At 64.1% G+C, this 12,452-nt stretch carries 11 protein-coding genes and 3 pseudogenes; 4 read left to right on the plus strand and 10 right to left on the minus strand.

What is annotated here, in order from left to right; translation table 11 throughout:
- Positions 1 to 52: 52 nt before the first annotated feature.
- Positions 53 to 773: pseudogene (locus AUC70_RS16085) on the plus strand (cation diffusion facilitator family transporter); the annotation flags it as partial.
- Here AUC70_RS16085 and AUC70_RS17805 read toward each other — a convergent pair.
- Positions 705 to 866: a hypothetical protein gene (locus AUC70_RS17805; protein ID WP_244505531.1), complete on the minus strand. Its 162-nt coding sequence runs from the start codon at positions 864 to 866 to the stop codon at positions 705 to 707. The pseudogene AUC70_RS16085 and the gene AUC70_RS17805 overlap by 69 nt on opposite strands.
- A gap of 10 nt (positions 867 to 876) precedes the next feature.
- Between AUC70_RS17805 and AUC70_RS04240 the strand changes: the two genes are divergently transcribed.
- On the plus strand, positions 877 to 2,511 hold the full coding sequence (locus AUC70_RS04240) for an ABC transporter ATP-binding protein (RefSeq protein WP_069443745.1): 1,635 nt from the start codon (positions 877 to 879) through the stop codon (positions 2,509 to 2,511).
- 2 nt (positions 2,512 to 2,513) lie between these two features.
- Here the strand turns inward: AUC70_RS04240 and AUC70_RS04245 are convergent, their stop codons facing one another.
- Both AUC70_RS04245 and AUC70_RS04250 read right to left on the minus strand, forming a co-directional pair.
- Positions 2,514 to 3,377: a C40 family peptidase gene (locus AUC70_RS04245; RefSeq protein ID WP_069443746.1), complete on the minus strand. Its 864-nt coding sequence runs from the start codon at positions 3,375 to 3,377 to the stop codon at positions 2,514 to 2,516.
- The gene (locus AUC70_RS04250) at positions 3,374 to 4,789 is read right to left on the minus strand and encodes a leucyl aminopeptidase family protein (protein ID WP_083241337.1); all 1,416 of its coding nucleotides are present in this window, start codon (positions 4,787 to 4,789) and stop codon (positions 3,374 to 3,376) included. The genes AUC70_RS04245 and AUC70_RS04250 overlap by 4 nt, the downstream gene beginning before the upstream one ends.
- 57 nt (positions 4,790 to 4,846) lie before the next feature.
- On the opposite strand from AUC70_RS04250, the gene AUC70_RS04255 reads away from it, so the two are divergent.
- Together AUC70_RS04255 and AUC70_RS18740 are read left to right on the plus strand one after the other, a co-directional pair.
- The gene (locus AUC70_RS04255; protein ID WP_244505490.1) at positions 4,847 to 5,539 is read left to right on the plus strand and encodes a glutathione S-transferase family protein; all 693 of its coding nucleotides are present in this window, start codon (positions 4,847 to 4,849) and stop codon (positions 5,537 to 5,539) included.
- 358 nt (positions 5,540 to 5,897) lie between these two features.
- Positions 5,898 to 6,290: pseudogene (locus AUC70_RS18740) on the plus strand (tetratricopeptide repeat protein); the annotation flags it as partial.
- 586 nt (positions 6,291 to 6,876) lie between these two features.
- Here AUC70_RS18740 and AUC70_RS04265 read toward each other — a convergent pair.
- The 7 genes and pseudogenes from AUC70_RS04265 to AUC70_RS17815 form a co-directional block, all read right to left on the minus strand.
- On the minus strand, positions 6,877 to 7,857 hold the full coding sequence (locus AUC70_RS04265; protein ID WP_069443748.1) for a type II secretion system F family protein: 981 nt from the start codon (positions 7,855 to 7,857) through the stop codon (positions 6,877 to 6,879).
- A 14-nt stretch (positions 7,858 to 7,871) separates the two neighbouring features.
- Positions 7,872 to 8,864 (minus strand): type II secretion system F family protein, encoded by a 993-nt coding sequence (locus AUC70_RS04270; RefSeq protein ID WP_244505491.1) that lies wholly within the window; start codon positions 8,862 to 8,864, stop codon positions 7,872 to 7,874.
- Positions 8,851 to 10,386, minus strand: a complete 1,536-nt coding sequence (locus tag AUC70_RS04275; RefSeq protein WP_069443749.1) for a TadA family conjugal transfer-associated ATPase — start codon at positions 10,384 to 10,386, stop codon at positions 8,851 to 8,853. Before AUC70_RS04275 ends, AUC70_RS04270 begins: the two co-directional genes overlap by 14 nt.
- A gap of 95 nt (positions 10,387 to 10,481) precedes the next feature.
- Entirely contained in the window at positions 10,482 to 11,114 is a 633-nt protein-coding gene (locus tag AUC70_RS16670) for a CpaE/TadZ family protein (protein WP_141701947.1), read from the minus strand.
- A gap of 134 nt (positions 11,115 to 11,248) precedes the next feature.
- Positions 11,249 to 11,680 (minus strand): hypothetical protein, encoded by a 432-nt coding sequence (locus tag AUC70_RS16675; RefSeq protein ID WP_141701948.1) that lies wholly within the window; start codon positions 11,678 to 11,680, stop codon positions 11,249 to 11,251.
- A gap of 3 nt (positions 11,681 to 11,683) precedes the next feature.
- A pseudogene (locus AUC70_RS17810) lies at positions 11,684 to 12,189 on the minus strand (CpaD family pilus assembly protein).
- Between the two features lie 20 nt (positions 12,190 to 12,209).
- Positions 12,210 to 12,440, minus strand: coding sequence for a hypothetical protein (locus tag AUC70_RS17815; RefSeq protein ID WP_069443751.1), 231 nt, complete (start codon positions 12,438 to 12,440; stop codon positions 12,210 to 12,212).
- Positions 12,441 to 12,452: the final 12 nt, after the last annotated feature.

The raw sequence follows: 12,452 nt of genomic DNA on the forward strand, positions 1-12,452 counted from the left end.
CGCAAAGAACGAAACCCGCATGGGGATCGCCGCCCTGCTGACGGGCGGCTTCATGGTCGTCGAGCTGGCCGGCGGCATCGTCGCCAACTCCCTGGCGCTGATCGCCGACGCCGGGCACATGCTGACCGATTTCGCGGCGCTCGGGCTTGCATGGTTTGCGTTCCGCCTGGCGCGCGCCCCGCCGATTGGAAGCGTACCTACGGCTTCGACCGCTTTCAGGTGCTGGTGGCGTTCACCAATGGCCTGGCGCTGTTCGTGATCGCCGGTTGGATCGTCTACGAGGCGATCACCCGGCTGGTGGCAGGTGAGGCGCATGTGGCGGGCGGCATCATGGTCGTCATCGGCGTCGCCGGCCTGCTCGTCAATATCGTGTCTTCCTGCTCCTGCGCGGCGCGGACCGGGAGAACCTCAATGTGCGCGGTGCGGCCCTGCACGTGCTCGGCGATTTGCTCGGCTCGGTGGCCGCGTTGATCGCGGGCGCAGTGATCATGCTGACGGGCTGGACACCGATCGATCCGTTGCTGTCGATCCTCGTGGCGGTGATCATCCTACGCAGCGGCTGGTTCGTGGTGACGGAGTCGGCGCATATCATGCTCGAGGGCGCGCCGCAGGAACTCGACACGCGCGAGATTGCGCCGGACCTCGTGGACAATGTGCCCGGCGTCGACGAAGTCCACCATGTCCATGTGTGGTCCATCACGCAGTCACGCCGCATGGCGACCCTGCACGCCGTGATCGGAGACGCGGCGCAGGTCGACATGGTCGTGAAGGGCGTGAAGGCGCGGCTGAAGGAAAAATTCAATCTGGATCACGCGACGGTCGAGGTCGAGTGCACCGCCTGCGCCGACGCGACGGACGAACCTCATCGACGACCTCATGACCGACAAGCCCAGTCTTCTGACCGTCGACAAGCTCTGTGTGGATTTCCGCGCGGGCGAGAAGGTGACCCATGCGGTGAAGGACGTCTCGTTCGAGATCGACCACGGCGAGACGCTCGCGCTCGTGGGCGAGTCCGGATCGGGCAAGACCGTCTCGGCCCTATCGATCCTCCAGTTGCTCCCCTACCCCGCGGCCTCGCATCCGGGTGGGGCGATCTACTTCAAAGGCGAGAACCTCCTGGCGTTGCCGCCTGGGGGCCTGCGGCATGTGCGCGGCAATCAGATCTCCATGATCTTCCAGGAGCCGATGACCTCGCTGAATCCGCTCCACACGATCGACCAGCAGATCGCCGAGGTCCTGCGCATCCATATGGGGATCACCGGGGCGAAGGCGCGCACGCGCATTCTCGATCTGCTCAACAAGGTCGGCATTCAAAACCCGGAGGAGCGGCTCGGCTCCTACCCGCACCAGCTATCGGGTGGGCAACGCCAACGCGTGATGATCGCGATGGCGCTGGCCAACGAGCCGGACCTCCTGATCGCCGATGAACCGACCACCGCGCTCGACGTGACGATCCAGGCGCAGATCCTCGAGCTCTTGTTGCAGCTCAAGGCCGAGTTCAACATGGCGATGCTGCTCATCACCCACGACCTCGGGATCGTGCGCAAGATGGCGGACCATGTCTGCGTGATGCATCACGGCAAGATCGTCGAGCACGGGGTGACCAAGGACATCTTCGAGAACCCGAAGGACGATTACACCAAGCATCTCATCGCCTCGGAGCCGAAAGGCTCCCCGCCGCCGGCCGACGCCAACGCAAAGACGATCCTCAAGACCGACGATCTCAAAGTGTGGTTTCCGATCAAGCGCGGGTTCCTGCGCAAGACGGTCGGCCATGTCAAAGCCGTGGACGGGGTCGATGTGGATGTCAGGGAAGGTCAGACCTTGGGCGTGGTCGGCGAGTCCGGTTCGGGCAAGACGACGCTCGGCCAGGCGATCCTGCGCCTGATTTCGTCCGACGGCCCGATCGTCTATCTCGGGCAGCGCATCGATGGCTACAACTCGAAGCAGATGCGCCCCCTGCGCAAGGATCTGCAGATCGTGTTCCAGGACCCGTACGGGTCCTTGAGCCCGCGCATGTCCATCGGGCAGATCATCGAGGAAGGCTTGCTGATCCAGAATCCGGACATCTCGCGAGAGGACCGCGATGCGCGGGTGGCGCGGGCGATAACCGAGGTGGGGCTCGATGCGAAGGTCCGCGACCGCTACCCCCACGAGTTTTCCGGCGGTCAGCGTCAGCGTATCGCCATTGCCCGCGCGCTCGTGCTGGAGCCGAAATTCTTGATCCTCGACGAGCCGACGTCGGCGCTCGACGTTTCCGTGCAGGCGCAGATCGTCGACCTCCTGCGGGATCTCCAGAAGAAGCATAGGCTCGCCTATCTCTTCATCAGTCACGATCTGAAGGTCGTCCGCGCGTTGGCCAACTCGATCATCGTGCTGCGGCACGGCAAAGTGGTGGAGCAAGGCCCATCGCAGGAAGTGTTTGCCAATCCGAAGACGGATTACACGAAGGCGTTGCTGGCGGCGGCCTTCGAGCTCGAGACCACGCCCGCCGACGCCGTTTCCACCTGAGGCTACCGTTCAGGCTTGGCGGCGAGGCGCCGTGCGCTCGTGACCTCGAACCCGGCATCCTTGATGCGCCGCCGGGCCTCTTCGAAAGGCTCGTGTTCGACCGCCATGTGATAGGCGTTGGCGTGCAGGAAGCTGTCGGCGCCGGTCATGATGCCCACATGGCCTTCCCAGAAAACGAGATCGCCACGCTTCAGTTCGGCACCTCCTGCGATATCGAGAGGCTCGCCCGCCTCGGCCTCTTGCATGTCCGCATCGCGCGGCAAGACATGACCGGCGGCCCCGGCGGCAAGTTGCACGAGGCCGGAGCAATCCAGACCGACGCTGGTGCGCCCGCCCCAAAGATAGGGCGCGCCGAGGAAGCCTTCGGCGACCGTTACGAAATCCGGCGCATGGTGGCCGACGGGTGCGATATGGCTGGCATAGACGAAGCCACCCGTATCGAGCGGCACATACCGCCCGCCCTCCTCGGTCACGCTCACGCGTGCATTCAGGCTGAGCATGCCTCGTGGCGGCGCCTTGGCGTCCGGTTCCGGGAAGACATAGGTGCGAAGCGCCGCGATGCGGTGGGTCGCCGGTGCGCCTATGCCGCCGAGCCCCTCGCTCGGCACATAGCCCACATAGCCGTCGTGATCGAGCTGCACCCAGGCCCAGCCGTCGGCCTCGTGGAACACGACAAGTGTCTCGCCATGGAGCGCCTCGGTATCGAGGTTGGCATCGTCACGTGGCTCACGGCGCAACGGCAAGGTGCTGACCGCGACCTGGCGCGGTTCTCCTTGCACGTAGCGAGGCGCATCGACCACGCCACGCAAGCTCTCGGCCGCGAGATCGTCGCGGAAGGCATGCCGGCGTGGATCGAGCTTCGTCACGCGTTCAGTTCTCCGCGAAAGTACTCGTACAACGCGCGCGCCGCGTGCGGCTCACCGCCCCGCGGGCGGCCCGGCTGGTCGCGCGGAACCCAGCCGTAGATGTCGAGATGGGCGTAGCGCTTGGCGTCCTTCACGAAGCGCTTGAGGAACAGGGCCGCCGTCACCGAGCCGGCGAACGGGCCGTCCGAGATGTGGTTGACGTCGGCAATGCTGCTCTTGAGCATCTTGTCGTAGGGCGCCCAGAAGGGCATACGCCAGACAGGATCGCCGACAGCTGACGCCGCCTTGATCATGCCCTCGGCGAACGCCTCGTCGGTCGCATAGAAGGGTGGGAGGTCGGGTCCCAGCGCCACGCGCGCGGCGCCCGTCAACGTCGCGAAGGTGACGAGATAGTCGGGCGCCTCCTCATCGGCAAGGCTGAGCGCGTCGGCCAGCACCAATCGGCCCTCCGCATCGGTATTTCCGATTTCGACCGTCATGCCATTGCGGCTGGGCAGGACGTCGCCAGGCCGGAAGGCGTTGCCCGCGACGGAGTTGTCCGCGGCCGGTATGATCACGCGCAGGCGCACCGGCAGCTTGGTGCGCATCACCATCACCGCAAAGCTGAGCGCCGCAGCGGCGCCGCCCATGTCCTTCTTCATCAGGTTCATGGCCGTTGCCGGGTTGGTTGAGCCGCCCGTATCGAAGCAAATGCCCTTCCCGACAATGGTGACCTTCGGCGCGCTTTCCGATCCCCAATGGAGGTCGATCAGGCGCGGGGCCCGGTCGCTCGCGCGGCCGACCGCATGGATCATCGGGAAATTGTCCGCCAGCAGGGTCGAGCCTTCGGTGACCTTGATGGAGGCGCCGAAGGTCTTGGCGATATCGCGCGCGACGGCTTCGAGTTCGGCCGGTCCCAGATCGTTGGCCGGCGTATTGATCAGGTCGCGCCCGAGATAGACCGCCTCCGCCAGCGCCAGGACGTGCGCGCGATCCGCGCCCTCGGGCAGGACCAGGCGTTTCACGTCGCCCGTGCCGCCGCACTTGTAGCGCGTAAAACGGTAGCAGCCCTTGAGGAAGCCAAGCGCCGCCAGATCGGGATCTGGCAAATCCCCAACAAAGCGGTAGTCGCCCGCCGGCAGCACGCCGGGGAGAGCGCCTGTGAGCATGGGCTCATGCTCCGCCCAATCGGATCCGCCCGTGCCCAAGAGAACCCTGTCGATCGCGCCCGTCTCGTCGGGGACCAGCAGTACTGACCCTTGCGCGGGCTTCCAGCCCCGCGCCTCGACCCAGCGGACCGCATGGGCGCCGAGCCGCGATACGTCCTCTCCCGAGGCGATGAATTCAATGGGAATGGACGGCGAGCCGGGCTCCAGAAGCAGCTCTTCGAGCGTTTGGCGCAAAGGATCGAGCGAGGTCACGTGTGTTTGCATGAAAAATCCCGGATGAGTCTTGAAGGGGCCGCGCATTAATGGCAGGGGAGCGGAAACATGACAACGACGGAAGGCGGAACGATGACCGGTACGGGCTACACGTTGGTGATTGGCGACAAGAACTACTCGTCGTGGAGCCTGCGCCCCTGGTTGTCGCTGAAAGCCTGCAGCGTCCCGTTCGACGAGGACCGCATCCGCCTGAGGATGCCCGAGAGCAAGGCCGAGATCTTCAAGCGCTCGCCGTCGGGCAAGGTCCCGGCCCTCAAGACCGATCTCGGCGTGATCTACGACAGCCTGGCGATCGTCGAGTATCTCGCCGAGCAATATCCGGATGCCGGGCTGTGGCCCGCGGATCCCGCCGCGCGCGCAGCGGCACGATGCGTCTCGGCCGAGATGCACGCGGGCTTTCAGGCTCTGCGCAACGACATGCCCATGGATCTCATTTCGCGCTTTCCGATGCCGGAACTCAGCGAGACCCTGGAGAACAACATCCGCCGGGTCGTCGCGATCTGGATGGACACACGAGCGCGCTTCGGCCAGGGCGGACCGCTGCTGTTCGGCGGCTTCACGAATGCCGACGCCATGTATGCGCCGGTCGCGACGCGCTTCCGCACCTATGGCGTTCCTCTCGCCGAGTTCGGCGACGACGGCACGGCCGCCGACTACATAGACGCGATCTACGCGTTGCCCGATATGGCCGAGTGGCTTGCGGGTGCGGACGCCGAAATGCGCGAGCGCGAGTTGGTCTAGACCGCCTTCTCATTGAAAGCCGGGCGCGATCCAAGCCGGCGCGTGCGCCGCCTTATGGTTAAGACTTTTTATACATCTGTCCCACATCATGACACTCAACAAAGCATGCGAGAAACAGCGGGCGTACCGACCCTCGCCCGCCGGGGACAGTCACACCTATGGTCCGCAACCACTCACCGCGACATTCACTGCTGATAGCGCTGCTGGCCACATCTGCCGCAGCGGTACTCCTTGGCGGTTGCGGTCACGCCGGCGGAGGCATGGGCGGCGGCCTCGCCAGTAGCGGGCTCGGCCTCTTCAAGAAGAAACCGCCCGAAGTGCAGATGACCGCCGCCGAGGCGTTCGAGGCCACGACCAAGTGGAACGACGCCTACAACAAGGACACCACCAACGCGCGCAACGCGCTCGGCTATTCCGCTGCGCTGCGCACACTGGGAAACAAGAAGCGCGCCTCGAAGTATTGCAGACCGCCTACGCGGCCAATCCGAACAATCCGGAGCTTGCCGCCGAAATCGGCAAGGTCGCGCTCGAGACCGGCCAGGTCAGCGTCGCCACCAAGGCGCTCCAGACCGCCGAGGAGAAAGGCGTCAAAGACTGGAAGACGCTCTCGGCTCAGGGCACGCTCGCCGCCAAGAGGGGCGACCATGCCAAGGCCCAGCAATACTATCAGGCGGCCCTGCGGCAGAAGCCTGACTCGACATCCGTGATCAACAACCTGGCGCTGTCCTATACGTTGGACGGCAAGGCCAAGCAGGCCGAGACCCTTCTTCGGAAAGCCGAGAAAGACGGTCGCAGCGACAAGCGCCTGCGCCAGAACCTCGCGCTCGTTCTCGGTGTCCAGGGCAAATACAACGAGGCCAAGGACGTCGCCGCCGTCGACGTCGGCGAGACCCAGGCTAAACGGAGCGTGGCTTACTTGAAGAACATGCTCTCCAAGCCGACCGCGGTTGCTTCCGCCGAACCGCAAGCCCCGGCGCAAGCGGACCAGGCTGGTCGCCCTTTGGCCCGAGCGCCCCCGCCAAGCCGGCAGCGCCGGCTGTCGCGGCGGCGAGCCCGCTGCAAGCGCGCCCTCTTCCGACGGTCCAGATGGTCAAGCCGGTCGAGGAAGTGGTCTCCGCACCGCCGAAGGTCGCGCAAGCATCGAGCCCCGGCACCTCGACGTTCTCCAAGTCGTCGTCGCGATAGAGCCCCCTGGGCACCGCCGCAGGGCCTAGCAAAAGTTTTGAGGGAAACGAGGGAGGCGCTCTTCGGAGCGCCTTTCTTGTGGGCGCCCTTGTATCCTGCCCGGTGCGGTGCCCGCTCCGGAAGGCGGGACCGTCCAGGCGCCGCGACGCGGTTTACTGGCGGAAGTTGTCCATGACTTGGATGCCGGCCGGTCCGAGAATGACGACGAACAGCACCGGCAGGAAGAACACGATCATGGGCACGGTGAGCATCGGCGGCAAAGCCGCGGCCTTCTTTTCGGCTAGAGACATGCGCATGTCCCGGCTTTCTTGCGCCAGAACGCGCAAGGCCTCGCTCACGGCCGTTCCGTATCGTTCCGCTTGGATCAGGCTCGTACCGACGGCCCTCACGGCCGCAAGTCCCGTGCGCTTGCCAAGGTTCTCATAGGCAAGGCGCCGCTCCGGCAGATAGGACAGCTCGGCCGTGGTGAGGCTGAACTCCTCGGCCAGTTCGATGGAGCGCGGGCCGATTCTCGCCTGCACCTTGTTCATGGCCGCTTCCACCGACATGCCGGCCTGAACGCAGATCAGCAGCAGATCCAGCGAATCCGGGAAAACGCTCGTGATGGATTTCTGCCGGCGCTGAATCAGGTTGCTGATGAAGATGTCCGGGAAATAGAAGCCCAGATACGCCCCGCCGATCGAGATTCCCAACCGCGCCATCATGGGCAGACCGAAGTCGTTCACAAAGAACAGATAGGCGAACGCGACCGAGAAGCCGGCGAAGGGCAACGCTGCCCGGAAGAATAGGAACGCGACGACCGGCGCTTGACCGCGAAAGCCGGCCATCTTCAAACGGTCCCGCGTCGAGTCCGTTTCGAGCGCCTTGCTGAGATTGAGGTTCTCCACGACCTGCTTCATGAAGCTCTTCGGTTCGCGGCGCAGCCTGGCTTGACGGCTCTCGTCGGCCATCGCCGCCACGCGCTCGGCCCGAAGCTTGTCGCGCTCGCTTGAGACATACTTCATGCGCGCGCCGAATCGGTCCCCGGCAAAGTACGGCATGATCAGCGAGGCAACCGTTGCAAAAGCCGCGATCGCGGTAAGGAGCACCACGACAGCCTTCGGGTCGGTCACGAAATCCATAATAATCGACATGGCTTGTCCGTTCGTCAGATCTCGAAGTTGATCATCTTGCGCATGACCAGAATGCCGATGAGCATCCACACAACCGCCGCGATCAGCATGACTTGTCCCATCTTCCGGGTCCAAAGCAGGGAGATGTAGTCAGGCGAAATGAAATAGACAGCCGCCATCACGAGAGGCGGCAGAGCGCCGATGATCATGGCGGACGCCTTGGCCTCTGCACTGAGCGCCTTGACCTTGGCCTGCATCTTGTAGCGGTCCCGCAGCACACGCGACAGATTCGACAGGGCCTCGGCAAGGTTGCCGCCGGTCTGCGACTGGATGGCGATGACGATCGAGAAGAAGCTCACCTCTTGGAGCGGCACGCGCTCATGCAGGCGGTTCGACGCGCGCGGCAACGGAATACCGATACGTTGCTGTTCCACAAGCTCCACGAACTCGCTGCGCACCGGTTCGGGCGATTCCGATGCGATCACCTCCATGCAGTCCGTCAGCGGAAGACCGGACCGGATGCCGCGCACGATGATGTCGATCGCATTGGCGAACTCGGTCAAGAACTTGGCCTGGCGCGAGCGGATACGGCGGGACAGCAGCCAGCGCGGCAAGCCGATCCCGCAGACCACCATGCCGAGCAGCGACACGATCGGCGAAAGTCCGGACAGGAGAAAGACCAGCCCACCGAGAAGCGCCATGATTGCGCAGAAGATGTAATAGACCCGAGGCTTGACGTTCAGACCGGCCTGCATGAGCCGCACCCGCAGCGAGGGCCGCTTTTGCTTCTTCTGCTTGGCTTCAATGTCCTTGAGCGTGTCCTGAACCTGCCGGCGCCGGGTTTGCAGCTGCTGCGGCACGGCGGCCCGTTGACGCAGCGATGTCTGTCCTTTGGCAGCGACTTCGAAGCGCTTGTCGACATTGCGTTCGCCGCTGAGGTACGGCATCACCAAAACATAGACCACGCCGCCGACGGCGAGCGCGGCCAGAGCGATGGCGGCGAACTGAATGAGCTCAGGCGGTAACAAACTTCTCTCCCAGCGGACGGCCGTTCTCGTCGGCGACTTCGGCCGAAGCTAAACACTCTGTTAGGCGCTGATGCTCGCCGAAATAGACGGCCTTGTCGTAGAACATCGGGCGCGCGATTCCGGTCGAGCGGTGACGCCCGACAATGCGGCCGTTGGCGTCCTCGCCCATGAGGTCGTAGACGAACAGGTCCTGGAGAGTGACCACGTCGCCCTCAAGACCGACGACTTCGGTGATGTGCGTGATCTTGCGGCTGCCGTCACGCATCCGCGAGGCCTGCACAATAATGTCGATCGACGACGTGATCATTTCGCGAATGGTTCTGGCCGGGAGGTTGAACCCGCCCATGAGGATCATGCTCTCCAAACGGCTCAGGCATTCGCGTGGACTGTTGGAGTGCAACGTGCCCATCGAGCCGTCATGACCCGTGTTCATGGCCTGGAGCAAATCGAAGGATTCCGGGCCGCGCACCTCGCCGACGACGATGCGGTCGGGGCGCATGCGAAGGCAGTTCTTGACGAGATCGCGCATCGTGACCTCGCCCTCTCCTTCCAGGTTAGGTGGGCGTGTCTCGAGCCGGACCACGTGCGGCTGCTGCAATTGAAGCTCCGCCGAGTCTTCGCAGGTGATGACGCGCTCGTCCCGATCGATATAGGCGGTGAGGCAGTTGAGTAGCGTTGTCTTACCGGAGCCCGTGCCGCCGGAGATGACGACGTTGCAGCGCACCCGCCCGATAATCGATAGAAGCGTCTGGCCTTCTGGACTGATCGAGCCAAACCGCGCCAGTTGGTCGAGGGTCAGCCGGTCCTTCTTGAACTTGCGGATGGTCAGGGTAGGACCATCGATCGCCAGTGGCGGCGCAATCACATTCACGCGACTACCGTCGGGCAGTCGCGCGTCGCAGATCGGGCTGGACTCGTCGACGCGTCGGCCGACCTGGCTGACGATCCGCTGACAGATGTTCATGAGCTGCGCGTTGCTGGCAAAGCGGACAGACGCTGCCTCGACCTTGCCGCTCACTTCGATGTAGGTGGTCTCCGCGCCGTTGACCATGATGTCGGCAATGTCGTCGCGGATAAGCAGAGGCTCAAGCGGGCCATAGCCGAGCACATCATTGCAGATGTCCTGGAGCAGTTCTTCCTGCTCGGCGATGGACATGACGACATTCTTGATCGCCACGATCTCGCTGACGATGTCGCGGATCTCCTCACGGGCCGCCTCGGCGTCCAGCTTTCCGAGTTGGGTAAGATCGATCGTATCGATCAGCGCGTTGAAGACCGTCGTCTTGACGTCGTAGTACTCCTCGGAGCGCTTGGACTCCGGCGCCTTGCGCGGCGCCGGCACGGCCTCCACGGGCACCTTCTGGGCCGGCGCTGCAGGGGGAGGCGCTTCACTCCGCTCGGTTGGCGAAGGGGGGACGTCGGGCGCGGCCACTGGTGGCGCCTTGGGAACCGCGGTGGGTCCCTGCTGGGGCGCTGGCGTGGAGCTGACCTGTGCCCCGGTGCTGTTTCTCTTTCCAAACATGGATACGTACTAGCTGCGCGCTTTCTTGAGGTTGAGCCGCTCGAGCAGCGGCGCGAGAAGCGATGAGCCTTCGTTCTTGTGCTCGACCCGGTTCGTCAGAAGGTTCGCAAGGCTCCGGACGCGTCCGCCGCCTTCGCCTTCTCGGCGACTTCCTCGATCATTTGACCGTTGTTCGCAGCCGTGCCGAAGAGCTGGGCGTCGAATTCGATGACCACGCGCGGCTCGAGCTCAATGGCATGGCCGAAATCCTTGACCGGAATCTCGGGGCGCTTGGGCACACCGACCTGGTTGAGCACGAGCATCGGCGGCCGGTCGTTCGGCCGGGCGGCTTTGAGCTGGTCGGCGAGATTCTTGGTGTTCCGCAGGCTTGCCAGATCAGGCATCGCGGTCATCACCACATGGTCCGCCTTCAGAACCACGTCCTTCGCCCAAGCCGTCCACATATGCGGGACGTCGATCGCGACCCACGGCACGCTCTCACGGACAATGTCGAGCACGGATTCGCAGGCGTTCGCATCGATGTCATAAGGCCGGTCGAGCGCGATGGGGGCCGCAAAAAGACTCAGGTGTTCCGAGCACCGCGACAGCAAACGATCCAGAAGAACCTCGTCCAGGCGTTCCGGCGCGGACAAGGCGTCGCCAATCCCTTGGAGCGGGTCTTGGTTGAAGTCGAGCCCGGCCGTGCCGAAGGGAAGATCCATGTCGGCGATGACGACATCGCTTTCCAATGCGCCCGCGATGGCAAACGCGGTGTTGTGGCAAACGGTGCTGGACCCGGCGCCGCCCTTCGTGCCGACGAAAGCAATGGACTGTCCGACCGGCCCGGTCGACGGATCCGTATAGATCGAAGAGATGCTTTCGATTAGCTGCGCGCGCCCGTGGGCGCAACGACGTACTCGCTCACACCACGGCGCAGGAGCTCGCGGTAGAGCACCACGTCGTTGACATGTCCGACCGCAATCACCTTGGTGCCCGCGTCGCAGACTTCCGCGAGACGCTCCAGATCGGCAAGCATCTCGGTCCTGTCCAAGAGAGACTCGATGACGATGAGATTGGGGGTGGACGCGTCGCGGTAGAACGCGACCGCCGCTTCGACGCCTCCCATCTGCACCGTGACGTGCGCTTTGGACAGGCGCCGATCTTCCGACGCCTTCTGAATGACAGAAGCGGTGTCCTGATCCTCGCAGAACGCTTGGATATTGACCCGTGGAATCGGACGCGCGCGCGGCTCTTCAGGCAGGTCCTGCGTGGACTGCGGTGCTGATTCCAGGGAATAGGCGACGTTGCTCGACATTCGTTAGTTTCCTACGCCGGATTCACTCGTGAGCGCGCGCTCAGGCAAAGGCTGATTCTGAGGAGCCCACTTGGCGCCCGTCGGATCGCCCTTCACGTATTTTCTCCAGACCGTGTCGCGCCGTTCGCCCGGACGCGGGGCCTCCGGCCTCGGCGAGAGAAGGTCCTGCGGGTCGGCGATCATGGCCGCCAGGTTCTTCTGTGTGGCGCAGCCCATATTCGGCGAGGGCAGATTGGCGGGATTTCGTGCAAGGTTCTCCGACCAATCAGGCAATCAGGTCCCTTCGCGCGGAATTCCATGTAGGACAGGCGCACCGGTGCCGAAGGGTCGCCATTCGCATAGTAGGGCTCCACGCGGACATCCCGCGGGCTGATGCCGCTTCGGCGCATGGCGTGGCGAACATCACCGTAAACGCGCTTGGCTTCGGCCTGATTGCCGCTGCCAGAAGGCGTCCGCACGATCAGACCGCCCGTTCCGCTTTCGTGGTAGTTGGCGAGATAGCCGTACAGCCGGTTCCACTGCGTGCCGCTTAGGCACGCGTCCCGCGCGGCGCGGCGATATCCAGCATCGCCTCGCCCTCTCCGACTTGGATCGGATGGCGCTGCGTGGGATCGGACAAGGTGAACGGCGCCTGCATGCGCGGACCTTGCGCGCACCCGGCGACCGAGAGCGTCATTGTGGGCGCTGCCACCATGACGGCCGCGAGCAGAGCGAGCTTTGGTCGAGCAAAGCCCGTGAGACCTTGAGCGGTAGACTTCATCTGACTTTCCTC

The sequence above is a fragment of the Methyloceanibacter stevinii genome (genome assembly GCF_001723355.1).
Taxonomy (GTDB): Bacteria; Pseudomonadota; Alphaproteobacteria; order Rhizobiales; family Methyloligellaceae; genus Methyloceanibacter; species Methyloceanibacter stevinii.